This window comes from Gilvimarinus sp. DA14, assembly GCF_024204685.1.
Classification (GTDB): Bacteria; Pseudomonadota; Gammaproteobacteria; order Pseudomonadales; family Cellvibrionaceae; genus Gilvimarinus.
In genome coordinates this window covers 1,018,525-1,041,552 of sequence record NZ_CP100350.1, presented here as the reverse complement: position 1 = coordinate 1,041,552, position 23,028 = coordinate 1,018,525, and the positions used below count along the sequence as shown (strand labels likewise).

General features: G+C 54.1%; 28 protein-coding genes and 2 tRNA genes. 22 read left to right on the top strand and 8 right to left on the bottom strand.

Features of this window, described 5'->3' with window-relative positions; translation table 11 throughout:
• Window positions 1–182: 182 nt before the first annotated feature.
• Entirely contained in the window at window positions 183–512 is a 330-nt protein-coding gene (gene grxD / locus NHM04_RS04555) for a Grx4 family monothiol glutaredoxin (protein ID WP_254265860.1), read from the top strand.
• 91 nt (window positions 513–603) lie between these two features.
• Here the strand turns inward: grxD and NHM04_RS04550 are convergent, their stop codons facing one another.
• Window positions 604–948: a hypothetical protein gene (locus NHM04_RS04550; protein WP_254265859.1), complete on the bottom strand. Its 345-nt coding sequence runs from the start codon at window positions 946–948 to the stop codon at window positions 604–606.
• 114 nt (window positions 949–1,062) lie between these two features.
• Here NHM04_RS04550 and lpxL point away from each other — a divergent pair, with 114 nt between their 5' ends.
• From lpxL to NHM04_RS04530, 4 genes are all read left to right on the top strand, one after another.
• Window positions 1,063–2,010 carry an LpxL/LpxP family Kdo(2)-lipid IV(A) lauroyl/palmitoleoyl acyltransferase gene (gene lpxL / locus NHM04_RS04545; RefSeq protein ID WP_254265858.1) on the top strand — a complete coding sequence of 316 codons (948 nt, stop codon included), beginning with the start codon at window positions 1,063–1,065 and terminating at the stop codon, window positions 2,008–2,010.
• Window positions 2,011–2,066: 56 nt separating this feature from the next.
• Window positions 2,067–3,020 carry a magnesium/cobalt transporter CorA gene (gene corA, locus NHM04_RS04540; RefSeq protein ID WP_254265857.1) on the top strand — a complete coding sequence of 318 codons (954 nt, stop codon included), beginning with the start codon at window positions 2,067–2,069 and terminating at the stop codon, window positions 3,018–3,020.
• A gap of 54 nt (window positions 3,021–3,074) precedes the next feature.
• A complete protein-coding gene (locus tag NHM04_RS04535) occupies window positions 3,075–3,782 on the top strand; it encodes an SDR family NAD(P)-dependent oxidoreductase (RefSeq protein ID WP_254265856.1) in 708 nt (235 codons plus the stop codon).
• A 70-nt stretch (window positions 3,783–3,852) separates the two neighbouring features.
• Window positions 3,853–4,959: a phosphoribosylaminoimidazolesuccinocarboxamide synthase gene (locus NHM04_RS04530; protein WP_254265855.1), complete on the top strand. Its 1,107-nt coding sequence runs from the start codon at window positions 3,853–3,855 to the stop codon at window positions 4,957–4,959.
• Between the two features lie 3 nt (window positions 4,960–4,962).
• Here the strand turns inward: NHM04_RS04530 and NHM04_RS04525 are convergent, their stop codons facing one another.
• Entirely contained in the window at window positions 4,963–5,280 is a 318-nt protein-coding gene (locus tag NHM04_RS04525) for a hypothetical protein (protein WP_254265854.1), read from the bottom strand.
• A gap of 87 nt (window positions 5,281–5,367) precedes the next feature.
• Here NHM04_RS04525 and queE point away from each other — a divergent pair, with 87 nt between their 5' ends.
• From queE to NHM04_RS04480, 9 genes are all read left to right on the top strand, one after another.
• Entirely contained in the window at window positions 5,368–6,018 is a 651-nt protein-coding gene (queE, locus tag NHM04_RS04520; protein WP_254265853.1) for a 7-carboxy-7-deazaguanine synthase QueE, read from the top strand.
• Window positions 6,019–6,031: 13 nt separating this feature from the next.
• The gene (queC, locus tag NHM04_RS04515; protein WP_254265852.1) at window positions 6,032–6,709 is read left to right on the top strand and encodes a 7-cyano-7-deazaguanine synthase QueC; all 678 of its coding nucleotides are present in this window, start codon (window positions 6,032–6,034) and stop codon (window positions 6,707–6,709) included.
• A gap of 146 nt (window positions 6,710–6,855) precedes the next feature.
• Window positions 6,856–6,931, top strand: a tRNA-Lys gene (locus NHM04_RS04510).
• Window positions 6,932–7,006: 75 nt separating this feature from the next.
• Window positions 7,007–7,082 (top strand) — tRNA-Lys (locus NHM04_RS04505).
• A 163-nt stretch (window positions 7,083–7,245) separates the two neighbouring features.
• Window positions 7,246–8,313: a quinolinate synthase NadA gene (nadA, locus tag NHM04_RS04500; RefSeq protein WP_254265851.1), complete on the top strand. Its 1,068-nt coding sequence runs from the start codon at window positions 7,246–7,248 to the stop codon at window positions 8,311–8,313.
• Between the two features lie 134 nt (window positions 8,314–8,447).
• On the top strand, window positions 8,448–9,323 hold the full coding sequence (dapA, locus tag NHM04_RS04495; RefSeq protein WP_254265850.1) for a 4-hydroxy-tetrahydrodipicolinate synthase: 876 nt from the start codon (window positions 8,448–8,450) through the stop codon (window positions 9,321–9,323).
• 19 nt (window positions 9,324–9,342) lie between these two features.
• Complete coding sequence (bamC, locus tag NHM04_RS04490) at window positions 9,343–10,506, top strand: outer membrane protein assembly factor BamC (RefSeq protein ID WP_254265849.1); 1,164 nt, start codon at window positions 9,343–9,345, stop codon at window positions 10,504–10,506.
• Window positions 10,507–10,516: 10 nt separating this feature from the next.
• Window positions 10,517–11,302, top strand: a complete 786-nt coding sequence (locus NHM04_RS04485) for an MBL fold metallo-hydrolase (protein WP_254265848.1) — start codon at window positions 10,517–10,519, stop codon at window positions 11,300–11,302.
• A gap of 72 nt (window positions 11,303–11,374) precedes the next feature.
• A complete protein-coding gene (locus tag NHM04_RS04480) occupies window positions 11,375–11,638 on the top strand; it encodes a PilZ domain-containing protein (RefSeq protein ID WP_254265847.1) in 264 nt (87 codons plus the stop codon).
• A gap of 11 nt (window positions 11,639–11,649) precedes the next feature.
• On the opposite strand, the gene NHM04_RS04475 is transcribed toward NHM04_RS04480, so the two are convergent.
• The gene (locus NHM04_RS04475; protein ID WP_254265846.1) at window positions 11,650–12,150 is read right to left on the bottom strand and encodes a leucine-rich repeat domain-containing protein; all 501 of its coding nucleotides are present in this window, start codon (window positions 12,148–12,150) and stop codon (window positions 11,650–11,652) included.
• A gap of 129 nt (window positions 12,151–12,279) precedes the next feature.
• On the opposite strand from NHM04_RS04475, the gene NHM04_RS04470 reads away from it, so the two are divergent.
• Together NHM04_RS04470 and NHM04_RS04465 are read left to right on the top strand one after the other, a co-directional pair.
• On the top strand, window positions 12,280–12,927 hold the full coding sequence (locus NHM04_RS04470; RefSeq protein ID WP_254265845.1) for an OmpA family protein: 648 nt from the start codon (window positions 12,280–12,282) through the stop codon (window positions 12,925–12,927).
• A gap of 6 nt (window positions 12,928–12,933) precedes the next feature.
• The gene (locus tag NHM04_RS04465) at window positions 12,934–13,734 is read left to right on the top strand and encodes a class I SAM-dependent methyltransferase (protein ID WP_254265844.1); all 801 of its coding nucleotides are present in this window, start codon (window positions 12,934–12,936) and stop codon (window positions 13,732–13,734) included.
• Here the strand turns inward: NHM04_RS04465 and NHM04_RS04460 are convergent.
• The gene (locus NHM04_RS04460; RefSeq protein ID WP_254265843.1) at window positions 13,731–13,991 is read right to left on the bottom strand and encodes a hypothetical protein; all 261 of its coding nucleotides are present in this window, start codon (window positions 13,989–13,991) and stop codon (window positions 13,731–13,733) included. The genes NHM04_RS04465 and NHM04_RS04460 overlap by 4 nt on opposite strands.
• Window positions 13,992–14,059: 68 nt before the next feature.
• Between NHM04_RS04460 and NHM04_RS04455 the strand changes: the two genes are divergently transcribed.
• From NHM04_RS04455 to NHM04_RS04440, 4 genes are all read left to right on the top strand, one after another.
• Window positions 14,060–14,728 carry a 2OG-Fe(II) oxygenase gene (locus tag NHM04_RS04455; protein ID WP_254265842.1) on the top strand — a complete coding sequence of 223 codons (669 nt, stop codon included), beginning with the start codon at window positions 14,060–14,062 and terminating at the stop codon, window positions 14,726–14,728.
• A 71-nt stretch (window positions 14,729–14,799) separates the two neighbouring features.
• Window positions 14,800–16,248, top strand: a complete 1,449-nt coding sequence (locus NHM04_RS04450; protein ID WP_254265841.1) for a circularly permuted type 2 ATP-grasp protein — start codon at window positions 14,800–14,802, stop codon at window positions 16,246–16,248.
• On the top strand, window positions 16,248–17,201 hold the full coding sequence (locus NHM04_RS04445) for an alpha-E domain-containing protein (RefSeq protein WP_254265840.1): 954 nt from the start codon (window positions 16,248–16,250) through the stop codon (window positions 17,199–17,201). The genes NHM04_RS04450 and NHM04_RS04445 overlap by 1 nt, the downstream gene beginning before the upstream one ends.
• Window positions 17,198–18,217 (top strand): putative zinc-binding metallopeptidase, encoded by a 1,020-nt coding sequence (locus NHM04_RS04440; RefSeq protein ID WP_254265839.1) that lies wholly within the window; start codon window positions 17,198–17,200, stop codon window positions 18,215–18,217. Before NHM04_RS04445 ends, NHM04_RS04440 begins: the two co-directional genes overlap by 4 nt.
• Here NHM04_RS04440 and NHM04_RS04435 read toward each other — a convergent pair.
• Window positions 18,177–18,932, bottom strand: a complete 756-nt coding sequence (locus tag NHM04_RS04435; RefSeq protein WP_254265838.1) for a proteasome-type protease — start codon at window positions 18,930–18,932, stop codon at window positions 18,177–18,179. The two genes, NHM04_RS04440 and NHM04_RS04435, sit on opposite strands and share 41 nt — an antisense overlap.
• Window positions 18,933–19,186: 254 nt before the next feature.
• Between NHM04_RS04435 and dfrA the strand changes: the two genes are divergently transcribed.
• Both dfrA and NHM04_RS04425 read left to right on the top strand, forming a co-directional pair.
• Window positions 19,187–19,681: a trimethoprim-resistant dihydrofolate reductase DfrA gene (gene dfrA, locus NHM04_RS04430; protein WP_254265837.1), complete on the top strand. Its 495-nt coding sequence runs from the start codon at window positions 19,187–19,189 to the stop codon at window positions 19,679–19,681.
• Window positions 19,681–20,157, top strand: a complete 477-nt coding sequence (locus tag NHM04_RS04425) for an NADAR family protein (RefSeq protein ID WP_254265836.1) — start codon at window positions 19,681–19,683, stop codon at window positions 20,155–20,157. Before dfrA ends, NHM04_RS04425 begins: the two co-directional genes overlap by 1 nt.
• A 26-nt stretch (window positions 20,158–20,183) precedes the next feature.
• Here the strand turns inward: NHM04_RS04425 and NHM04_RS04420 are convergent, their stop codons facing one another.
• The 3 genes from NHM04_RS04420 to dapE form a co-directional block, all read right to left on the bottom strand.
• Window positions 20,184–20,921 (bottom strand): dienelactone hydrolase family protein, encoded by a 738-nt coding sequence (locus tag NHM04_RS04420; protein ID WP_254265835.1) that lies wholly within the window; start codon window positions 20,919–20,921, stop codon window positions 20,184–20,186.
• A 21-nt stretch (window positions 20,922–20,942) separates the two neighbouring features.
• Window positions 20,943–21,650, bottom strand: coding sequence for a DUF1461 domain-containing protein (locus tag NHM04_RS04415; protein ID WP_254265834.1), 708 nt, complete (start codon window positions 21,648–21,650; stop codon window positions 20,943–20,945).
• A gap of 101 nt (window positions 21,651–21,751) precedes the next feature.
• On the bottom strand, window positions 21,752–22,888 hold the full coding sequence (dapE, locus tag NHM04_RS04410; protein WP_254265833.1) for a succinyl-diaminopimelate desuccinylase: 1,137 nt from the start codon (window positions 22,886–22,888) through the stop codon (window positions 21,752–21,754).
• Window positions 22,889–23,028 lie beyond the last annotated feature (140 nt).

The following is a 23,028-nucleotide window of genomic DNA, read 5'->3' as shown; positions in this document are numbered from 1 at the left end:
GGCTGGGGGTGGGGAGGTCCATAGAGGACATGAAAAAGGTTATTTGGAACAGGTGTCACTGTTACGGTAGAATGAAATACCTGAGTAAGCCGCTAGGTTATCCGGTTTTTATTCTTTGAATCATCTGAGCCTAAAGGGGTATCCCGGCGGGTTTTCCAAAGCCACAGAGGTATACATTGTCTATGGACGTGATGGAAACCATCAAACAACAGCTTTCTGAAAATCCGGTTATTTTGTACATGAAGGGCTCTCCAAACGCCCCTCAATGCGGGTTTTCGCAACGCACATCACAGGCTGTGATGGCGTGTGGACAAAGATTCGCTTACGTGGATGTCTTGTCCAATCCAGATCTTCGCGAAGGATTGAAGCAGTACGCTAATTGGCCGACTTACCCGCAGTTGTGGGTAAACGGCGAGTTGGTAGGCGGTTGCGATATCGTGACCGAGATGTACGAAAGCGGTGAGCTCAAGACGTTGATTGAGTCCGCCGTCTCAGAAGATTCTTCTGATTGATTCATGCTCCTGTTGGGGCAGCTCCCGGCTCCGGGCGCTGCCCGTTTCTTTTTCCTAGCTTCTCGCTTCCCTCTCTCTGCCGCCTTACAGGTTAGGTACCCGCGTTTAGTTTCCAAGCCAGATAAGCCAGTATTGCCAGGCCGGCCAGGCTGATGCCGATTAAGCTTAATCCCAGTTTCCGGTGTGGTCTTTCGACAACCTCCACTTCGCCGTCGCGGCGCAGCCAGTGTGCCATCCAGGCTGTATTTTTTGACTTTAAAAGACGTATTTCTTGTTCTTTCAGTGCCCGTATTTGCTCTTCATAGTGGCGCCATTGCTCGCCACTTGACGCTTCGCGCAGGCGGTAGAGTTCGTCGAGTTTTTTGTTCAGCGCGAGGTGATTTTTATCGATGCGAGCGCTCAGCTCGGCGAGTCTCTGGTCTGTATCTGATTGCAAGGTGTGGCCTCATCTGCGATCTGAGAGTTGCAACCATACCAGATTCGTCACAACGCAAGTGTGCGCCTGCTATAATCTCGCGGATTTTTCCACCGCGAATTTACGGAAGCTCACATGGTATCCCCGGTTAAACACGATCAGCGCACCAGCCTTCAGGGTTACGTACATCCCCGCTACTGGACTACTTGGATGGCTTTGGGGGTGTTTTGGTTGGTGGCGCATCTGCCCTGGTGTGTCTCGCGCAAATTAGGTGAGTGGTTGGGGGCGCTGTTTTACCGCTATGCAAAATCCCGGCGGGATATTACCCGGGTGAACGTCAAGCTGTGTTTTCCCGAGTTAAATCAGGAGCAGGTCGAACAGCGCGTGCGAGAGGTTTTGCGCAATGTGGGCTTAAGCTTTGTGGAAACTGCCATTGCGCTATGGGGGCCGGACAGTAAATTTGCCAATCGTTATACCCTGAAGGGGCTTGATGTGCTGCATCGCCTGGAAAACGAGGGTAAAGGGGTGCTCTTGTTGGGAGGTCACTACACTACCTTGGATGTGGCCGGGCGCATTATGGGGCTCAATATTGAGTGCGACATGATCTACCGGGTTGATCGCAACCCGCTATTGGCGGCAGCCATGGCGCGTGCCCGCGAGGGTTATTCCGGCAGTACCATTCCACGCGATGATGTGCGCCTTTTGGTCAAAAACCTGCGCAAGGGGCACCGTATCTGGTATGCCCCTGATCAGGACTACGGCGTGCAAAACACAGTGTTTGCCCCCTTTTTTGGTGTTCAGGCGGCAACGGTGACCGCAACGGCCAGGATGGCGCAAATGGGGCGTGCGGCGGTTGTGCCTTTTGAGCACTATCGCGATGACAAAGGTATTTATCATGTAGAGATTAAAGAGCCGCTGGCAGACTTTCCCAGTGGTGATGACATCGCTGATGCGACGGCGGCTAATGGGGTTGTCGAGTCTGTGGTACGACGGTATCCCACCCAGTATCTTTGGGTGCATCGGCGTTTCAAAACCCGTCCAGAGGGGGAGGCCTCACCTTATTCACCCAGACGTAAGAAATAAAACGTATAACGCAGTACACTTATGTAACGATACAGTTGGCAGTAGGGGAGTGACGCATGCTGAGAATGTTTGAAATTCAGGGCGCGAAATTGCGGGATCAAAATGTTGATCCAGAGGGCGTGCGCGAGGCCATGAATCAGGCCGTCTGGATCGATGCCCACGAGCCAACCGACGAAGAGCGCGATCAGCTTAATACCTTTTTGCGCGCCGAGCTGCCCGAGTCGGACGACGTGGAAGAAATTGAGTTCTCGGCCCGCTACTTTCTCGACTCGGCCGGTATTCATGTTCACTCCCTGTTTTTGGCGCCCACCGAAGGGCGGCACAGTACCACCACGGTCGCCTTTATCTTGCAGGACAAGCGATTAATCACCCTGCGCGATGGCGAGCTGGCCGATTTTCGCCTGTTGCGTATGCGTGCTCGCCGTGGGCAGGTGCAGGCGCACTCCCCGCAGGACCTGCTGATTACCATGTTCGAACAAAAAGTGGAAAATCTGGCAGACGTGCTGGAGGATATTCACCGCAAGCTCGAAGATGTTAGTCATACCGTGCTGGAAGATGACGATGCGGATTTGGAGGATGCCATAGATCGGCTCGCCAAGCTTGAAGACAGTAACGGTAAGATACGCCTGTGCCTGATGGATACCCAGCGCTCTATTTCATTTTTGCAGCGGCATTTGCGCGAGCATTTCGAGTTGCAAGAGACCGCCCGCGAGATCAAACGCGACGTGGACACCCTGATGTCTCACACCGCGTTCTTGTTCGATAAGATTAACTTTTTAATGGACTCTACGCAGGGCTTTATCAATATCGAACAGAACCAAATCATCAAGACTTTTTCCATCGCTGCGGTGATCTTCCTGCCGCCCACCGTGGTGGCCAGCTTCTACGGAATGAACTTTGAGTTTATCCCCGGCCTGCATTGGGAGTGGGGTTACATCACCGGTATTTTGATTATGCTGGCCTCGGCGATTGCACCACTTTGGTATTTCAAACGTAAAGACTGGTTGTAGATGTCCGGCAGCCGCCGGATGAAACAAGGCTGAGGCCTGGCAACCGGAGGTTTTATGTCTGATGTGCTGATTTTTGGCGCGAATAGCGCCATCGCCTGTGCTTTGGCCGAGCGTTACGCAAGGGAGGGTTACCGCACAGTGGGGGTGGGGCGAGCCAGTGATGCGCCAGCGGCCTACGATCAATATTATACGTGCGATTACACAGAGGCTGCGTTGGCTGATGTCGTCAATCAGCTGCGCCTGGGTGAGGTTAAGCCTCAGGTGGTGGTCTCCTGTATTGGAACCTTGCACGGGGATGAACTGGCCCCGGAAAAGCGTTTGGAAGCCCTAAGCGCCGATTCACTGGGGCATTACTTTTTCGTCAACAGCATAATTCCCGCGCTGTTACTCAAGCAACTTAGCGCTATTTTAAGTGGTGTCGATAGTCCCAAAGTGGCGTTTTTGAGTGCGCAGGTGGGCAGTATTGGCGATAATCATCTGGGTGGTTGGTACGGCTACCGCGCCAGCAAAGCGGCTTTGAATATGCTTGTGAAAACCGCGGCGATTGAGCTGGCTCGGCGCCACAAGGGTATCTGCGTTCTCGCGTTGCACCCAGGCACCACCCGCTCTCCTCTCTCGGCGCCTTTTACCGAAAGAGTTCCGACCCAGCGGCTCTACAGCCCCGAAGTGTCCGCAGAGCGATTGTTCACCGTGTTGTGCAGTAGTGGCGCCGAGAGTAATGGCGAGTTTTTGCACTGGAGCGGCGAGCGTTTGCCCTGGTAAATAATCTTGGTGCAGGGCCTAAATGTGTTAATATCGCCGGTTTTTCGACCTTTGCCGATAGGGTGGTTCTATGGGGCTTGCCGACAGAGTTCTGGCTGTAAACAACGATCTTCCGATTCGCACCGAGCTGCCTGTGCACAGCGGTAAGGTCCGCTCGGTGTACTGGTTGAGCGATGCTGACAGCAAGCGCCTGATAACAGAGAAAGGCTATGATGTCAGCGAGAATACCAGCCTGGCCATAATGGTCATTAGCGACCGTATTTCTGCTTTTGACTGTATTTGGCACGGTGAAGGCGGAATGAATGGTGTGCCGGGCAAAGGCGCTGCGCTCAATGCGATTTCCAATCACTGGTTTCGCCTGTTTCGTGAGCAGGGCCTGGCAGACAGCCACATTCTGGATATTCCCCACCCACTGGTCTGGATCGTGCAAAAAGCGCGGCCGGTGATGATCGAAGCGATTTGCCGCCAGTATATTACCGGCTCAATGTGGCGAGCTTATGCCGGGGGTGAGCGCGAGTTTTGCGGTATAAAGTTGCCCGATGGTCTGCAGAAAGATCAGAAGCTACCCGAACTGTTGATTACTCCCTCCACCAAAGGTGTGTTGCGCGGCATTCCCGGGGTGCCCGAGGTGGATGATGTGAATGTCACCCGGAAAAACCTCGAGAACAACTACGCTGCTTTCAACTTTCGTGCAAAAAGCGATATCGATTTATACGAAAAGCTGTTGAAACAAGGTTTTGGATTGATCAGTGCGGAGCTGGCTAAGTTGGATCAGGTTTTTGTCGATACCAAGTTTGAGTTTGGTTATGTGACCGATGCCGCCGGTGAAGATAAGTTGATTTATATGGACGAGGTGGGCACGCCCGATTCCTCTCGCATTTGGGATGGCCCCCGCTACCGTGATGGGGAGGTGGTGGAGCAGTCTAAAGAGGCGTTCCGCCAGTTGTTGCTCAACCATTTTGATGATCCGGACATTTTGCTTAACAAGCAGCGCATGGATGAGCGCAGCGCTCTGGCGGCAAATAACGCTTTACCCGAGGCTGTGCTGATGCAGGTGTCGCAAACCTACTGCGGTATCGCGGAAAAGATAACCGGTGTGAAAATTGAACTGTCGGAAAGTCCCAAGCAGGAGATTATTGATATCCTGCGCGACGAGTACGGGTTGATTGACGAGTAGACTTTAGTTGTCCCATTCCCAGCGCAGTGGCTCGCCAAACTCATCGTAGATGATTTTTTTGCGTGGCCGTTTCAGACTGGTGGGTTTTTGCGGTTTGCTGGGTTTGCGACGCTGCTCGATCGCGGCAATAACATCGTTCACGGCGGTGCGAGTGTCGCCCTCTGATTTTTTTTCAAACACATGGGGAAGTGGCTGGCGAGTTTCTTCGCGGCCGGAAATTCCCTGAGGAACTTGTTTCACAACACCACCGCGAGACTGATACTCGCGAATTTGAGCCTCCAGCTCTTGGCGCTGCTCCTTTTTGGATTTGACCGGTTTCATACTGCAATCCGAGGCGACGGTAGCAAAGCCGATTAGAATATCATCTGGCCCCGTGGGCGTGAAGCTACGGCAGCAAATGGCGAAGTTATGGCAGAAGCGAACGTCAAAATCACTGAAATTTTTTACTCCCTGCAGGGGGAGTCCAATACCGTGGGGCTGCCCACGGTATTTGTGCGCCTGACTGGTTGCCCGTTGCGCTGCGGTTACTGTGATAGTGAATACGCGTTTTATGGTGGCGAGCGTATGAGTATCGCCGAGGTGCTGGAGAAAGTGGCTGCATATGGTGCCACCTATGTGTGCGTTACCGGCGGTGAGCCCATGGCGCAGAAGCATGCGCCCGAGCTTCTTGTGGCGCTTTGTGAGCAGGGCTATCAGGTATCTCTGGAAACCAGTGGTGCCATGGCGCTCGACAGTGTAGACACTCGGGTGGTCAAAGTGATGGATTTGAAGACCCCTGGCTCGGGGGAGTCGCATCGCAATCGCTGGGAGAACCTTGAGCTTCTCACGGACCGGGACCAGATAAAATTTGTCCTTTGCTCGCGCGAGGATTATCAGTGGGCCAAGTTAAAAATTCACGAGCATTGCCTGCACGAGAAAGTCGCCGATGTGCTGATGTCGCCCAGTTACGGTGAAATTGAGCCGCGCGCGCTGGCCGAGTGGGTGATCGAAGATAATCTGCCTGTGCGTTTTCAGCTGCAGTTGCACAAATTGCTGTGGGATGATGTTCCTGGGCACTGAGTGGAGATATTGAATGACGGATAAAAAAGCAGTGGTACTGGTGTCGGGTGGTCTGGATTCAACCACGGCTCTCGCCATAGCGCGTAGCCAAGGCTACCAGTGCTACACCATTAGCTTTGATTATGGTCAGCGCATGCGCGCTGAGTTGCTGGCGGCCGAGCGCGCCGCCGAAGCCTTGGGCAGTGCCGCCCACAAAGTAATACAGCTGGACTTACGCACAATTGGTGGCTCGGCGCTCACCGACGATGGCATAGCTGTGCCTGAGGAAGAGACCCAAGGGGTCCCCGTTACCTACGTGCCGGCACGCAATACGGTGTTTTTATCGATCGCCTTGGGGTGGGCAGAGGTGCTTGGAGCGGCGGATATTTTTATCGGTGTGAACGCCGTGGATTATTCTGGCTACCCAGACTGCAGACCGGAATATATTGCCGCTTACGAAACCATGGCCAACTTGGCGACTAAAGCGGGAACTGAGGGGCAAAAGCTCTCCATCCGTACGCCGTTAATTGATTTGAGCAAGGCCGATATCATTCGTCAGGGTATTGAGCTGGGGGTCGACTACAGTTTGACGGTGTCGTGCTATCAGGCCGATGACGACGGTCGTGCCTGCGGGCGCTGCGACAGTTGCCGTTTGCGTTGCGCTGGCTTCGAACAGGCTGGGGTGGCAGACCCCACTCGCTACCGGCTCTGAGAGTGTAAACTGCACACATTGGTAAGTTATTGATCAGTTGGTGATTATTACCAATAAATTGCAAAAAAGCGCTTGTGTTTTCTGACTAAATCATTATTATGTGCGCCTCTGATTTGGGCGCCTTCAGAAGCAGGTGTCAGGGTCACGGGTCGTTAGCTCAGTTGGTAGAGCAGTTGGCTTTTAACCAATTGGTCACTGGTTCGAATCCAGTACGACCCACCATATTTTGACCGGCAGTTTACTGAGCGCCGCCAGTCGCCCGCCACAGGATTTGGCAGACAAACAGTTTCTTTTTACGGGTCGTTAGCTCAGTTGGTAGAGCAGTTGGCTTTTAACCAATTGGTCACTGGTTCGAATCCAGTACGACCCACCATTCAAAAGCGCCAAGTGTCAGCACTTGGCGCTTTTTTATTGTCCGTAACAATTCCTGAGCGGGCAGGGCGGACGCTCTCGCCAGTTTGGCGGCTTATGCTAGAATGCGCCCTTTATAAAGCGCCCGGCTGAATAGATTATGGCGCCAACCGTGGTACCCAAGTATGTCCGTTGAAGCCCTCGAAAATACTGATGCCCAGACACTGGCCTCTGATCGCCAAGTGGTTAAGGACCATCTGGCTGGAATTGGTCGGCACAGTGATTTAACTCCCGAGCAGGAAGAGGCCTATAAGGCGCAGATCAAGCAGATGCTGGTCGAGCGCGATGCGGTTCTGGTGGCTCATTACTACACCGACCCCGTGATTCAAGCACTGGCCGAAGAGACTGGTGGCTGTGTCTCAGACTCACTGGAAATGGCGCGTTTTGGTCGCGACCACCCAGCGTCCACACTGATTGTGGCTGGCGTTAAATTTATGGGTGAGACGGCTAAAATTCTTACGCCGCATAAACGCGTTTTGATGCCCACGCTCGAAGCCACCTGCTCACTGGATATCGGCTGTCCGGCGGATGAGTTTGCCGAGTTTTGCGATCAGCATCCGGATCGTACGGTAGTGGTTTATGCCAATACATCGGCGGCGGTAAAAGCACGCGCCGACTGGGTGGTCACATCCAGTATTGCCCTGGATGTGGTGGATTATCTGGATAAAAAAGGCGAGAAAATTCTCTGGGCGCCGGATAAACATTTGGGCACCTATGTGCAGAAACAAACCGGTGCCGATGTTCTGCTTTGGGATGGTGCCTGCATTGTGCACGAGGAATTTAAAGCCCGCGGCATTGAAGATTTAAAAACTCTATACCCGGATGCTGCGGTATTGGTGCACCCCGAGTCGCCGCAATCGGTGGTGGAGCTTGCGGATGTCGCTGGTTCTACATCGCAGTTGATTAACGCGGCAAAAAACCTGCCTAACCGCGAGTTTATTGTCGCGACCGATCAGGGCATTTTCTACAAAATGCAGCAGCTGTGTCCAGATAAGGTGTTTCATGTGGCGCCGACTGCTGGCAGTGGCGCAAGCTGCCGTAGTTGTGCCAGCTGTCCATGGATGGCACTGAATGAGCTGGAGATTCTGGCAAAAGTGTTTGAGCAGGACGACAACGAAATTTTTGTGGACGAGGCCTTGGCCGAGCAGGCCATGCGGCCGCTCAATAGAATGCTGGCGTTTAAAAAGGGTTAGCTTTCAGCCTCGCTTGTGTCCATGGGCGGCTGTGCGTAACATGTCGCCAGTTTTTGTAAACAGTAATCGATGAGCCGCACTGCTCGTCGAGCGCGCCGCCGCCAAGGCGCCCCTTGTTCCGCAGTGGAGAGATTATGATTCAAGGCAGTATGGTTGCCCTGGTAACCCCGATGAACGCTGATAACTCGCTGGATTGGCAGCGACTGTCCGCCCTGGTGGACTGGCATCTGGAGCAGGGTACTCACGCCATCGTTGCTGTGGGCACCACCGGCGAGTCGGCCACCTTAGATGTCGATGACCATCTGGCGGTCATCAAACATGTGGTGGATCAGGTGGCTGGCAGAATTCCTGTGATTGCCGGCACAGGGGCGAACTCCACCTCCGAGGCGATCGAGCTTACCGAGGGTGCGAAAAACGCCGGTGCCGATGCCTGCCTACTGGTTACTCCATACTACAACAAGCCGACCCAGCAGGGTTTGTACCTGCATCATAAAGCCATTGCCGAGGCCGTAGACATTCCCCAGCTTTTATACAATGTGCCTGGACGCACTGCGGTGGATATGCAGCCGGAGATTGTGTTGGAGCTGGCTAAGCTGCCTAATATCATCGGTATTAAAGAAGCGACCGGCGATATGGTGCGTGCCAAGGCAATTATAGATGCCGCTCCCGCCGGTTTTAAAATTATCTCCGGCGATGACGAAACAGCCGTAGAGTTGATGTTATTGGGTGGGCACGGGGATATTTCTGTCACCGCTAATGTCATACCCGGCAAGCTGGCGCAGATGTGCGAGCTCGCTATCGCCGGTAAAGCTGATGAGGCTCGCGCAATTAACGACTCGCTGATGTCGTTGCACCGCGCCATGTTCCTCGAGGCCAACCCGATTCCAGTGAAGTGGGCGCTGGCGCAAATGGGGGTAATTGGCGAGGGTATTCGATTGCCGATGACGCCGCTATCCGATGTTTATCACGAGCAGGTTCGCACTGCGCTGCGAGATGCCGGACTGATTTAAGTAAGCTGAAGACAATCCTATGATAAAAACTATCGCCCTTCGCGGGCTCGTTTTGACCTTAATGGCGCAATTGGTCGGTTGCGGTGTGTTCTGGGGCGACCAAGCCTATTTTCGCAACCGCGACGGTGACTACCAAAAGGCCGATAAAATCGAGCCGTTGAAAGTTCCCGAGGGGATGAGCGGTGAGAGGTTGGGGGAAATTTATCCCATACCTCCTATTCAGGAAAGCGAGTTCGACGAGGCGGTGGCGGCCGATCACAACGAAGTGCCACGGCCGCAGCCGTTGGCGACCAACTTAATGCAGGAGAACGTAAAAATTCAGCGTCTTGGCGATGAACGCTGGATTTTGATGAACGTATCTCCGGGTGAAGTTTGGCCTCGGGTGCGCAGCTTTATGAACGAGAACAATGTGGATGTGGCCAGTGCCGATATCGGCCGCGGCTTGATTGAAAGTCACTGGCTGCAGTTTAAAACGGACCTGAGCACCACGGACCGCTATCGTATCCAGATTGATCAGGGCGTCCAGCCTGAAACCAGCGAAATTCACGTGCTGCACCAATCGGTCAGCGGCACCACGCCGCCCGACAGCCCCCAGTGGCCAGCTCAGTCCAGCTCTGCTGAGCGCGAAGCCTGGCTGCTGGATGAGCTTGCCGCCGCGCTGGCTCAGGACGAAACCATAGGTGGCACCTCGCTGCTGGCACAGGCCATTGGCGGTGAGGCCAAATCGGCGCTGGTAGTAGAGGCCAGTGAGCCGGTAATGAAAATACGCTTGAACGAAGAGCGCGCCAAAGCCACTTTATTCCACGCCATGAAGCAAGATGGCTTTGCCATCTATGACAGCGCACCGGATCAGGGGGTTTATTACCTGCATTATGAGCCGGTCGAGCCCGAGGGCGAGGGTTGGTTCAGCGGCTGGTTTGAGAGTGACCGCGAGGTGGTCCATACCAGTCCTTACACATTGGCGCAGCTGCTGCCAAATGTGCCCACCGCAGAAGCCTTTACCACTGCGCCACTGTCTAAGCGCAGTGCCGAGACGGTGAATCCGGATGCGCCCGGTTATCTGTTGTTTATCAAAGGCCAGCCTGGGGATTACACCGTGCATCTGCGCGATCCCTATGGCAAGCGACTGGACCCACGTACTGCACGCGAAATGCTTACGCTGTTGCGCAAAAACCTGATTTAAGAGGCTCCCCATGAGGTTTGCCTCCTTAGGCAGCGGCAGCAAGGGCAATAGCACGCTGATTGAATGGCCTGGGGGCGCGCTGCTGGTGGACTGTGGTTTCAGCGTAAAAGAAACCGAGGCGCGCCTAGCACGCCTGGGGCGAGCCGCCAAGGATCTAACCGCGGTCATTGTTACCCACGAGCATAGCGATCACATTAAAGGCGTCGCCGCGCTGGCGCGGCGCTATCAGATGCCGGTTTATATGACGCCCGGCACCTATCACAGTCGCGATCACGGTCGCATTCCCGAGTTAAAGTTGATAGAAAACTACCAGCCTTTCACTCTGGGGGGGCTGGAGGTTAAGCCTGTAGCGGTGCCTCACGATGCCCGAGAGCCAGCGCAGTTTGTGTTTCGTTGCAATGGTCGCAGTCTGGGTATTCTCACGGATTTGGGAAATATATCCCCCCATGTCGAGCGCGCCTATTGCGATTGCGATGCACTGATTCTTGAGGCAAACCATGATCCTATGATGCTCGCCGGGGGACCTTACCCGCCGTCGCTAAAACAGCGGGTTGGCGGCCTGTGGGGGCACCTGAGCAATCAGCAGGCGGCCGGTTTTTTACAGCGAGTTGACGTCCAGCGGTTACAGCACTTGGTGGTGGCGCACATCAGCCAAAAAAACAATACCCTGGCATTGGCTAAGCTGGCGCTAGAGCCGTTTACGGCCGGTATCGCGAATACGATTTATGCCTGTCAGGATGAAGGTTTTGGCTGGCTCGAAATCTCGTCCGCTGCACAAACAGCGGCAACCGCTTAGCGCGTGTTCTATAGTGCGCCAAAGCTTTGCTATAGTGCAGGGTAGGTTCAGCAAAGTAACAAAGGTAGAAAAGTGGAACGTCGCCAGCACGAACGCACCAGTCGCAGCATCCGGGTAGAAATGCTGCATCCAAGTATCGGCACCATTGTGGGATTTACCACGGATATCTCAGATGGGGGCGCGCAGGTTATGCTTGAAAACCAAGCGATCCCGCCAGTGGGGACCGAGTTGCAGGTATTGTTTCGCAAAGTGGTGGGGCCTATCAATGCTGAGCCGGTGACCATGAAAGTCGTGCACCAGTTTCGCAACACGATTGGTTTGTCCTTCGCTGTATAAGAACAGCGGCTTTAACAGTGTTCTGGTAGAAGAATTGAGCCGTTGTTTTCTGTTACCGCCTGTTTCACCTGTTGTAGATCTCGGCACTGAACGTCACTGTTTCCCTCCAGGTTTACGTCGGTCAGCTTAATTAGGCTGAGCAGCGGCGCGGCATCGCTAATATGGTTATTTTCCAGGTGTAAAAGAGTTAATTTCCCCAGTCTTCCCAGTGTGCTGATGTCGGTAATCTGGTTGTCTGCCAGATCGAGCTCGGCAATGGCAAAATAGCGCTCAAGGCCGGCGAGATTTGTCACTCCTGCATGGCTACACTGCAGGCGGGTAAGCTGGCTTACGGCAGTTACTTTACGGTCTTGAATCGCTTGCTCAATGCAAGTTTTGAGATTCTCGTCGCTTATGCTGGATTCTTTTAGCAGCGGTTTGGGAGTGTAAACGACATTGTCGTTAACGGAGATATCGTACTGACTGCAACCGCCGATGAGCGTTAGCGCCGCAGCGCGAATAAGTGTTTTCATGATAATCCTGTTGCAGTGTTCAGTGTTGGTTAAGGGAGTTCATGCAAATGTGATAACTACCAGTGTGTCCAGGCGGACAATGGTATAGGATTATCGCCAGATATTCATTGGCCAGATTCAGGAGTCAAAATGAAAAAACTAATTGCAATGGCAAGTGTGCTGGGCTTAGTTGCCTGTACAACCACCGATCCCTACACCGGGGAGCAGAAAACCTCTAACTCGACTACAGGTGCAGTCATTGGTGCCGTGGCCGGGGCGGCTATTGGTGTTGCCTCCTCGAGTAAAAAAGACCGGGGCAAGGGCGCCCTTACAGGTGCTGTGGCAGGCGGTGCTATTGGCGGCGGCGTGGGTCATTATATGGACCGCCAGGAGGCCGAGCTGCGCCAGAAATTGCAGGGTAGTGGGGTGCAGGTACGCCGCGACGGTAACACCATCTCGCTGATTATGCCGGGCAATATTACTTTTGAAACGGACCAGTATTCCATTCGCCCCGAGTTTCACGATGTGTTGGATTCGGTGGCGCTGGTGTTGGCCGAGTACAAAGAGACTAACGTGAATATCGCCGGACATACTGATTCCACAGGTTCAGACAGTTACAACCAGATGCTGAGTGAACGCCGTGCCCAGAGCGTGCGCGATTACCTGGGCCAGCGCAAGGTGGATTACGGTCGTCTGAATGCGACTGGTTATGGCCCCCGATATCCTATCGCCAGCAACTCCTCGGCATCGGGCCGGGCGCAGAACCGTCGTGTAGAAATTGAATTGGTACCGCGTTAATCCTCAATGACCGATATCGTCGTAGTGTGTAACACCGCTTCGCGGCGCATGCCTGCCAGTCGCTTGGCAGCGGCGCTGGAGGCGGAATTGCTATTTGATCTTGGGCTGGAGGATATTCGCGAAGGTCCCGAGTTTGCGCTGGTGTTTGATGACACAGGGCTTAGCCTTCAGCAAACCGGGCGCAAGGCCCCGGGGCCGGTGCGAGCTGAGTTCGTTACCGGCGCGGTGAATCACCGTCGAAAGTTTGGTGGTGGCAAGGGGCAGGCCATTGCCAAAGCGGTGGGGATTGCGGCGCGGGTAAAACCCTATGTGCTGGATGCCACCGCAGGACTGGGCCGCGATGCCTTTGTGTTGGCCACTCTGGGCTGTCAGGTGCATATGCATGAGCGCAACCCTGCTGTGCATGCGCTGCTAAGCGATGGGTTGGCCCGCGCCGCTGAACAGGCCGACAGCGAGCTGGCCGAGATTATAGCCAGGCTCAGCCTGGATTACGGCGATAGCTCCAGCCTTTTGACCGAGCGCAGCAATGGGTTCGACGTGGTTTATCTGGACCCCATGTTTCCTGAGCGGCAAAAGTCGGCGGCGGTGAAAAAAGAGATGCGGGCTTTCCACTCTCTCGTGGGAGCGGATGAAGACGCCGATGGCCTGTTGCAAGCGGCGCTTGAGGTGGCTCGTTATCGTGTTGTGGTAAAGCGCCCGCGCAATGCGCCGGATTTAGCCGAGCGCGCCCCCAGTTATCGATTAGAAGGTAAATCGGGGCGTTTTGATATCTACGCCCTGCAGAAATTTCCCGATAGTCTGAATTAACGTTTGCGCCAAAACGCCAGCAAGCGCGAAGCCAGCATGCGCATCTGCGCGCAAATGGCAATCGCGAACCCCACCGCGATAACACACAGGCCGGCTAGAGTTGCCAGCTCTTGCTGCAGAGAGGGAGCGAGCAGTTGTGAGGCCAAATACACCACGAGTAAGCCGATAAAAAACAGTACCGCGCCCAGGCGAAACTGTTTAAAGCTCTGCGCCAGGGGTACCGAACAGTAGGCGATAAACCTCTCTTTTAGTTTCATTGGTTAGCTTTCACTTGCGCATTGATACCAGCGAGGGTATAAGCTGCTCCTGCTTCCGAGGATACTGTGTGACGATTAGCCCGCTTGTGCATCAAAAATTTACCTCCCGCGTCGATGAGTTGTTTCTCGATGAGTTAGCTGATCAACTCACCGAGCACGGCTATGCCATTTTGGATGATGTGTTTTGTCCGGCCGCGGTAGCCTCTTTAAGGGCCGAGTTTGAGCACCCCGATTGCCGGTTTAAAAATGCCGGTATCGGCCGCCAGGAAGATTTTACCATTGCCCGCCAGGTGCGTGGCGATCGCATCTGCTGGCTTGAGGGGCGCACCGGCGCGGCCGCTTTTTTTCTCGATACCATGGCATCGATTCGCCATGGTCTAAACCGACGCCTGTTTATGGGCTTGTTCGATTACGAAAGCCACCTAGCGTATTACCCCGTGGGCGCATTTTATAAAAAACACTGGGACGCTTTTAAAGGGCGCTCAAACCGGGTGTTATCCACTGTGTTTTACCTCAACCAGAATTGGCGTGAATCCGATGGCGGCGAGCTTTTGCTCTATGACAGGGCGGATAAGACATTAATGGAAGCGATAGTGCCCCAAGGCGGGCGTTTGGTGGTCTTTCTCAGTGAGGACTTTCCCCACGAGGTGTTACCCGCCCATCGCGAGCGCTACAGTATTGCCGGCTGGTTTAGGGTTAATACCAGTACCGCTACCCACTTAGATCCGCCGGAATAATTTTGCCAGTCACGCTGGCCTGACTTATGCTGCTCTAGTGGCGTAATCAGGTTAATCAGTCGGGAGTGGCTATGGAAATTAACTGGCGTGACTATCACAGCGGCGATTTCTACGATGAATTGATCAGCTCACCAGGGCATCCACGCAAGGTGGCGCGGCAGCTGGCGAAGCATTTGGCGGGGCTTAGCAGTGAAGAGATCGCCGAGCGCAAACACTCGGCGGAGCTTGCCATTAAAACCATGGGCATCTCGTTTACTGTCTATTCGGAGGCGGGCAATATCGACCGCGCCTGGCCCTTCGATATCATTCCGCGGGTGATCGCGCATAAAGAGTGGTTGCACACCGAAAAGGGGCTGATCCAACGCCTGCAAGCGCTCAACTGCTTTATCGACGACGTCTATAACGAACAGCGCATTGTCAAAGACAAAGTGCTGCCAGCGGAGCTGTTGGCCGATTCAGTTAATTTTCGCCCTGAATGCGTGGGGATGAAGCCTGCATTAGGTGTTTGGGCACATATTTGTGGCAGCGATTTGATTCGCGATAACGATGGTCGCTTTTATGTGCTGGAAGATAATTTGCGGGTGCCTTCTGGCGTGTCTTATATGCTGGAGAACCGCAAAGTCACCAAACGCATTTTTCCCGAATTGTTTGAAAACCACAATATTCTGCCGGTTACCGAATATCCGAGCCAGCTGTTCGACACCCTGGCCGCTATTTCGCCCCGACCGCTGGAGTTTCCCGAAATTGTCGTACTAACCCCCGGTATCTACAACTCAGCCTATTTTGAGCACTCCTATCTTGCGCAGCAAATGGGGGTAGAGCTGGTAGAGGGCAGCGACCTGGTGGTTGAAGATGATCATGTGTTTATGCGCACCATCAATGGTTTGGCGCGGGTGGATGTGATTTATCGCCGTATCGACGACCTGTTTCTCGACCCGCAAATGTTCAACCCCGATTCGGTATTAGGGGTGCCGGGGCTGATGCGGGCCTGGCTTAAAGGCAATGTGGCGATTGCTAATGCACCGGGTGCCGGCGTGGCCGACGACAAGGTCATCTATACCTACGTGCCACAGATGATTAAGTATTATCTGGGTGAAGACCCTATACTGCCCAATGTGCCCAGCTACTTATGTGTGGATAAAAAGCAGCGCGATTACGTGCTGGAAAATCTCGATAAGTTAGTGGTTAAGCCGGCCAATGAGTCTGGCGGTTACGGCATGTTGATAGGCCCCCAGTCGAGCAAGAAAGAGCGTGAGGAATTCGCAGCGCGCATCAAAGCCCAGCCTCGTAACTACATGGCACAACCGTTAATCTCACTATCGACAACACCCATTATTGGCAGTAAAAACGCTGAGCCTAGGCATATCGATTTGCGACCTTTTGTTTTGCAGGGACGTCACAGTTCGGTGACCGCGGGGGGGTTGACCCGAGTGGCCATGCGCAAAGGCTCCTATGTGGTCAACTCGTCGCAAGGCGGCGGCAGTCAAGATACCTGGGTCGTGGTTGAGGAGGACAAATAATGTTATCTCGAGTCGCAGAGCGAATTTACTGGATGGGACGCTACATGGAGCGGTGTGAAAATGCCGCTCGCCTGATCAATGTAAACACCAAGCTGTTGTTGGATTTACCGCGCGGCGTCAGCGTGGGGTGGGGCACCCTGGTAGAAATTATGGGCCTGGACGATTACTTTTCCCGCGATACGCAAAATGCCGACGAGCGCAGCGTGATGCGGTTTATGCTGGCCGACACCCACAATCCCAGCTCGCTTTTAACGTCAATGGCCAACGCCCGGGAAAACGCACGTATTACCCGCGAGATCATGCCCTCGGAGGTCTACGAGCTGATCAACGACACCTATTGGTATTTAAATGATTACGCCTCCGGCGCTGTCGCCAGGCGCGAGCGGCATTTACTGCTTGAAGCTGTGATTCAGCGTGTGCAGCAGTTTACCGGTATGCTGGCAGGCTGTATGAGTCAAAACGATGCTTACAGCTTTATTCGCCTGGGGCGCAACCTTGAGCGAGCGGATATGACCTCGCGCATTGTCGATGTAGGGGCCAGCCGTATTCTGCCCAAAGCCGTTGAAGATAACAGTGCCAATGAACCCTACAGTAATATTTTATGGATGAGCGTGTTGCGCTCATTAAGTGGCTATCAGATGTATCGTCAGCATGTGCTGGACAGAGTTAATGCCGAGGACGTGGTGATGTTCTTATTTCAAGATCCGCTATTTCCCCGCGCGGTAGAACACTGTTTGTCAGAGCTGACAGACTGTTTTGCCAAGTTGCCTAACAGCGATCAAGCGTTGCATGAAGTAGCTGCATTACGGCGACAGTTAAAAGGCGCTGACTTTGCGGCCTTGATGGACTCCGGGCTGCACGATTATATCGATACGGTGCAATCCGAGATCGCCGCAATTCATCAGGCCATTGCTGCTACTTGGTTTTTGCCGCAAGTGCAGGTTAGCGCGTGAAGGATTTTTATTGTCGCTGCGGCGCGCGGGTGTTTTTTCGCAACACCCAGTGCCTTAATTGCCAGCGGCGTTTGGGATTTGCACCGCAGCAAATGCAAATGTTGAGTCTGGATTCTAGTGAAGGGGATTCGGCCCTGACCTCAGCCGATGGCACACGCTATCGCTATTGTAAAAATCACTATGATTACGGTGCATGTAATTGGCTGTTGCACGAACACGACTCAGAGCCGTACTGTTTAAGCTGTCGTCTAAACGATACTGTGCCGGACTTATCTCACGCTGATAACGTCACTCAATGGGCAAAACTTGAAGCCGCGAAACGGCATTTGATCTACTCGCTGCTGTCCATGGGGCTTAACCTGACTCCGGCCAACGATAAAAACCTGCGCCTGGCGTTCGAGTTTTTGGAGGACAGTCGCAGTAACCCAGCGGTGGCCGAATCTTTTGTCGCAACCGGGCACAGCCTTGGGTTGATTACGATTAATTTGGCTGAGGCAGACGACGCGTATCGAGAAAAAACCCGTCTCGAATTGGGCGAGCACTACCGTACTATTCTCGGCCACTTTCGACATGAAATCGGCCATTATTACTATGAATTACTGGTGGCCGATTCGCCGTGGCTGGATGAGTTTTGCCGCTTGTTTGGCGACCCGAATCTGGATTATCAGCAGGCGCTGAAGGCGCACTACCAGACACCGGTCAGTGACAATTGGCAGCAGAGTTATATCAGTCACTACGCCCAGTCACACCCAATGGAGGACTGGGCCGAAACCTGGGCCCATTACCTGCACATAGTCGATACATTGGAAACGGCCCGCTCATTTGGGCTACTAAAAGGCGAGATTGACTTTAACAGTATGGATTCACTGTTGGCGCATTGGCTGGAGTTATCCGTGTCACTCAATGCGCTCAATCGCAGTATGGGGTTAGGCGATGCCTATCCTTTTGTGATTACGCCGGCTATCAGCGATAAACTCAGGCTTGTTCATCGGATTGTAACGAGTCGCCCCAATTAAGCGGGGGCAGGCGGTCGAAGGCTTCGTTTAAGTACTGGTCCCAGGCTTTTTTCAGCTCGCGCAGGTATTCGTCATCATCGTCAAAGCGAAACCGCTGTAGTGAAAAACTGTCGGCATTGTAGATGGCAAGCTCAATTGGCGGGCCTACAGTCAGGTTACTGCGCATGGTCGAATCCATGGATACCAGAGCGCAGCGCGCGGCATTCTCTAAACTGGTAGCAGCGGTCAGAATCCGGTCGAGGATCGGTTTGCCGTATTTGCTCTCGCCAATTTGCAGGTAAGGTGTGTCTTTGGAGGTGGTGATGTGATTGCCCTGTGGGTAAACCATCGCCAAGCGGGGTTTGTCACCGGCTATCTGACCGCCAATAATAAAGCTGGCCTCGAAGCTCATACCGCCGTTGGGGCCACCTCCGGAGGCGTGTTTATCTTGCTCCAGGCGATTGATCTCGCCCAAATAGCTCGCCGCTTCGCTGATATCCGGTACGGTTTTTAAGCTGGTGGCCGCATTGTCGCGAATATCGCGTTTAACCTGAGACACCACGGCCTGGGTAGTGGCCAGATTGCCCGCGGATAAGATCACAAACTCCCTTTCACCCGTCACGCTGTAATGGTACATCTTGCCGTAGGTGCTGACTTGGTCAACCCCGGCATTGGTACGTGAGTCAGAGCAGAATACCAATCCGGCATTCATGGTGATGGCAACGCAATAGGTCATAAGGTAAACAGTTTAGGAACAGGGGTAGATAGGTGGGCTAGGTTAAGTTCGAATCCACGGAGCGTCAAGCGCCGATTGCGTTGAAAAATGTGTCTGCTGGATGTTGATGGGGCCTAGCTGCCAGGTGGTTACAGACACCAACGCGGAGCAGCCGTCTAAAAGGACTTTACCCTGCCGTGTCCGTAATAGGCGCGGGCGAAAGCCGGCTGTTCGATGTTATCCTGCAGCTCTTGAAGTCGATATAAGGACAAACAGTGAAATTATCAATGATGGCCGCCTGCGCCGAGAATGGTGTAATCGGGGCCGGTGCAGATATCCCCTGGCAGGCCAAGGGCGAACAATTATTGTTCAAAGCGCTGACGTTTAATCAATGGCTATTGGTGGGGCGCACCACCTTCGAGTCCATGGGAAAGCTGCCCAATCGGCGCTATGCCGTGGTCTCGCGTACTAAAGCGGTGGCAGAAGACGACTCTGTGGTCGTGTTTGCCTCTATCGACGAGGCGCTTGAGGCGATGTCACAGCGCACCGACCACCTGATGGTCGCCGGCGGTGGCCAGATATATCGGCAGTTGCTGCCGCATATCGATACTCTGCATCTGTCGGTGATTCAGTGTCGCCCCGAGGGGGACGTGAGTTTTCCGGCGTTGCCCGATTTTTTGCATAAGGTCTTTGAGCAACAGTTCCATTCCAATATTGATTACCGTTATCAAATCTGGCAGCGCCAATCCAGCGTTCCTGGAGGCGTCTGATGTTCACAGCGGCACCTGAGCAGGCGTTGTATCTTTCCATGGAAAATCCTGACGACGGTTTGAGCCGTGTCTCACCCCACCCGTTTGAGCTTGAGGGTAAACACTGGCCCACGGTTGAGCATTACTATCTGGCAATGCGACTTATACGCGAGGAAGATCAGGAAAAGGTAAGGCAGGCCACGGGTGTTATGGCGGCACGCAAAGCGGCCAAAGGTTGGTTTCGCAAAAAGCGTGGCGACTGGAAGCAGGTGCAAACCGTGGTGATGACCCGAGCCGTGTACACCAAAATGCGCAGCTATCCGCCGCTTACCGAGAAGTTACTGGCAACCGGCAACGAGACATTGGTGGAAGATAGTCAGTTCGATTACTTTTGGGGCTGTGGCCGCGATAAACGCGGCGACAATCACTACGGTAAGGTGCTGATGAATGTGCGGGCTAAGCTGCGGGACGAGGCTCAGCAACTGGCCAAGCCCTAGGCGTCAGAAACAGCTACTGGCGCAGCTTAATTAAGCGTGCGTCGAAACAAGTCCACCGACATACGGTAGGCGTTTAGGGCCAGTTCTGCGTCATAGCGTTCACCTTCATCTCGCATAAAGGCGTGCTGGCCGTTAAATTCATGCCAGGTAAAATTGCATCCGGCGGTGCGCAGCGCCTGGTTGATGTCGGCGCGGTTTGTGTCAGGCACGTGAGGGTCCTGGCGCCCCCAGATCATCATCAGCTCGCCTTTGACATCGGCGCAGCGCGCCAGGGTTTGATCTGATTCTGTCGCAGGTAAGGTGTTGGAGTGCAAATCGGTGGCGTACAGGCAGGCCGCCGCCTGGATACGGGGGTTGAGTGCCGCGCGAAATGCCAGGTGGCCACCGATGCAGACTCCCATGCTGCCCACATGGCCATTGCAGTAATCACTGTCATCCAAAAAGCTCAGCATAGCGGCGGTGTCGCTGTCGTGATCCGTTAAGGGCTTGGTGAACTTATCCTGGTTGCCTTTATCTTTTCCCGCGTCGTCGTAAGCTAATACTGTGCCTATCGGGTTGAGCTCATGAAACACCTCGGGAACCAGCACGACAAAACCGTGGCCCGCCATTATGGCGGCCGAACGGGCGATAGGCGCGGTTTGCTGGAAAATCTCGGAGTAAAAAATCACCGCCGGAAACTGTCCTTCGGCTGCCGGGCGATACACGTAGGTGCGCATGGTGCCGGTGGGGGTGGGAATATCGACGGTTTCATTTTTAATGATCATAAATTCAATCTCTCGGTTTACTCAGCGCCACAGGCGCACCAATATCGGTAAGCTAATACCCCACAGAGCCATCCACAGCAGCAATAACAACACGGCAATAAAACCGAACAAGTCAGGGGCTTTCATCAGAGTGGTCATCAGGGAGTCCTGGTAGTAAAAAAACCACGGGTGATCCGGAGGAAAAACCCAGGTGTGCAATGTGTAAAACACCTTTTTGGGGCCGATCAACAAGACACTTATACAGGCGAGACTAATGACGCCGGTAAACACCGCAATGATATTTCGCGCGCGCGGTAGCGGACTGCGCCTGAAGTGTAAGATTAAAACGCTGAGCAAGCTTAGCGCGAGGCAAGCCCAGCCCAGGGTGTAAACGCCCTCTACCAGGCGGGCTACATCCTGCAAATGAATAACCTCATCCCGGCGCAGCAGCAATTCGGCGCTTCCCGCCTCGGTGGTATAGGTAATGTCTGCCAGGGCCGCAGGATCTTGATGAATCGCCTGATTAATCTCGGCAAATAGCCTTAGGTGTTGCGCTTCATCGGTATTGGCAAAGCCGTCGCGGTAGCGATTTTGCGGGCCGTAGGTTTGGATGTGTTCTTCTATGTTCAGGGCCTGGTAGGCGAGCGGGTAGGCAAAATCCACCTTGGCGAACAGGTGCCAGGCAATAAAGCCACACAAAAGCCAGTGGCTGAGAAAAAACAGAGGCCAGAGCACGGACGATAAACGCACGATCAATCCCTATCGAGAAATTTTTTGTCATCATACCAGCGGCGCTCGGCTTTTGCCCCGAGCTTTGCCTGTATGCCAGCGCCGCTGCCGTAGCTGATAATCTACGTCAGCAATAATTCCAGGGTGCGTCGATAAGTCTGGGTCAGCAGTTCTAAATCTGCGGCACTGATACGCTCATCGACCTTGTGAATGGTGGCATTGCGCGGTCCAAGCTCTACCACCTGGGCGCCGGTGGGGGCAATAAAGCGCCCGTCCGAGGTGCCGCCGGTGGTCAACAGCTGAGGCTTATAACCGGTGGTGTTTTCAACGGCTTGCACCACCGCGTCTACCAGTGAGCCCTCGGCGGTTAAAAATGGCTGACCGCTCAGTTTCCAATTGACTTCATAATTGAGTCCGTGGCGATTTAAAATTTCCTCAGTGCGCTCGCGCAGCTCGGTTTCGGTAACCTCGGTGGAGAAGCGAAAGTTAAATATCACGTGAGCTTCACCGGGAATCACGTTGGTAGCGCCTGTGCCAGCGTTAAGGTTGGACACCTGAAAACTGGTGGCGGGAAAGAAGTCATTCCCCTTGTCCCACTCGGTGCTCGCCAGCTCGGCCAAGGCCGGTGCCAGAGTGTGAATAGGGTTTTCCGCCAGGTGCGGGTAGGCCACATGGCCTTGCACGCCTTTTACGCTCAGCTCGGCGCCCAGCGAGCCGCGCCGGCCGTTCTTGATTACATCGCCAAGCTTATCGGTGCTAGAGGGCTCGCCCACAATGCACCAGTCCATTTTCTCGCCATTATCTTCTAACCATTGCACCACTTTTACGGTGCCGTTGTCGGCGGGACCTTCCTCATCGCTGGTAATCAAAAAGCCAATCCGGCCGTGATGCTCGGGGTGCTGGGCGATAAACTCTTCGCAGGCCACCACCATGGAGGCGAGGGAGCCTTTCATATCTGCCGCGCCACGGCCGCAGAGCATGCCATCAACAATGCAAGGTTCGAATGGGGGGTATTGCCAATGCTCGGCGGGGCCGGTGGGCACCACGTCGGTATGGCCGGCAAAAGCCAACAATGGGCCAGAGTCGCCACGCACCGCCCAAAAGTTATCCACCTCGCCAAAACGCAGGCGGTGGACGGTAAAGCCAATGCGTTCTAATCGTTCGATCATCAGTGCCTGGCAGCCAGCATCTTCGGGGGTGACAGATTGGCGCGAAATCAGGTCGCAGGCGAGCTCTAGGGTGGGGGTATTTGCATTCATGTGCGGTTCGCTTGGGTCGGTAGTATTTGATTGGCGGCGATTCTAGCAAATCGCAAGCGTCAGGGCGAAAGCGCGTCATAGCATGGCCCGGGCAAATAAGCTAAACTTGCCGCCTTTGACCAGCCCGCCGGTGGTAAGGC

What these genes read in the sequence shown, in the direction of transcription:
- grxD (WP_254265860.1), top strand. Translation starts at nt 183, where the DNA reads ATGGACGTGATGGAAACCATCAAACAACAGCTTTCTGAAAATCCGGTT.
- lpxL (WP_254265858.1), top strand. Translation starts at nt 1,063, where the DNA reads ATGGTATCCCCGGTTAAACACGATCAGCGCACCAGCCTTCAGGGTTAC.
- corA (WP_254265857.1), top strand. Translation starts at nt 2,067, where the DNA reads ATGCTGAGAATGTTTGAAATTCAGGGCGCGAAATTGCGGGATCAAAAT.
- NHM04_RS04535 (WP_254265856.1), top strand. Translation starts at nt 3,075, where the DNA reads ATGTCTGATGTGCTGATTTTTGGCGCGAATAGCGCCATCGCCTGTGCT.
- NHM04_RS04530 (WP_254265855.1), top strand. Translation starts at nt 3,853, where the DNA reads ATGGGGCTTGCCGACAGAGTTCTGGCTGTAAACAACGATCTTCCGATT.
- NHM04_RS04525 (WP_254265854.1), bottom strand. Translation starts at nt 5,280, where the DNA reads ATGAAACCGGTCAAATCCAAAAAGGAGCAGCGCCAAGAGCTGGAGGCT.
- queE (WP_254265853.1), top strand. Translation starts at nt 5,368, where the DNA reads ATGGCAGAAGCGAACGTCAAAATCACTGAAATTTTTTACTCCCTGCAG.
- queC (WP_254265852.1), top strand. Translation starts at nt 6,032, where the DNA reads ATGACGGATAAAAAAGCAGTGGTACTGGTGTCGGGTGGTCTGGATTCA.
- nadA (WP_254265851.1), top strand. Translation starts at nt 7,246, where the DNA reads ATGTCCGTTGAAGCCCTCGAAAATACTGATGCCCAGACACTGGCCTCT.
- dapA (WP_254265850.1), top strand. Translation starts at nt 8,448, where the DNA reads ATGATTCAAGGCAGTATGGTTGCCCTGGTAACCCCGATGAACGCTGAT.
- bamC (WP_254265849.1), top strand. Translation starts at nt 9,343, where the DNA reads ATGATAAAAACTATCGCCCTTCGCGGGCTCGTTTTGACCTTAATGGCG.
- NHM04_RS04485 (WP_254265848.1), top strand. Translation starts at nt 10,517, where the DNA reads ATGAGGTTTGCCTCCTTAGGCAGCGGCAGCAAGGGCAATAGCACGCTG.
- NHM04_RS04475 (WP_254265846.1), bottom strand. Translation starts at nt 12,150, where the DNA reads ATGAAAACACTTATTCGCGCTGCGGCGCTAACGCTCATCGGCGGTTGC.
- NHM04_RS04470 (WP_254265845.1), top strand. Translation starts at nt 12,280, where the DNA reads ATGAAAAAACTAATTGCAATGGCAAGTGTGCTGGGCTTAGTTGCCTGT.
- NHM04_RS04465 (WP_254265844.1), top strand. Translation starts at nt 12,934, where the DNA reads ATGACCGATATCGTCGTAGTGTGTAACACCGCTTCGCGGCGCATGCCT.
- NHM04_RS04460 (WP_254265843.1), bottom strand. Translation starts at nt 13,991, where the DNA reads ATGAAACTAAAAGAGAGGTTTATCGCCTACTGTTCGGTACCCCTGGCG.
- NHM04_RS04450 (WP_254265841.1), top strand. Translation starts at nt 14,800, where the DNA reads ATGGAAATTAACTGGCGTGACTATCACAGCGGCGATTTCTACGATGAA.
- NHM04_RS04445 (WP_254265840.1), top strand. Translation starts at nt 16,248, where the DNA reads ATGTTATCTCGAGTCGCAGAGCGAATTTACTGGATGGGACGCTACATG.
- NHM04_RS04435 (WP_254265838.1), bottom strand. Translation starts at nt 18,932, where the DNA reads ATGACCTATTGCGTTGCCATCACCATGAATGCCGGATTGGTATTCTGC.
- NHM04_RS04425 (WP_254265836.1), top strand. Translation starts at nt 19,681, where the DNA reads ATGTTCACAGCGGCACCTGAGCAGGCGTTGTATCTTTCCATGGAAAAT.
- NHM04_RS04420 (WP_254265835.1), bottom strand. Translation starts at nt 20,921, where the DNA reads ATGATCATTAAAAATGAAACCGTCGATATTCCCACCCCCACCGGCACC.
- dapE (WP_254265833.1), bottom strand. Translation starts at nt 22,888, where the DNA reads ATGAATGCAAATACCCCCACCCTAGAGCTCGCCTGCGACCTGATTTCG.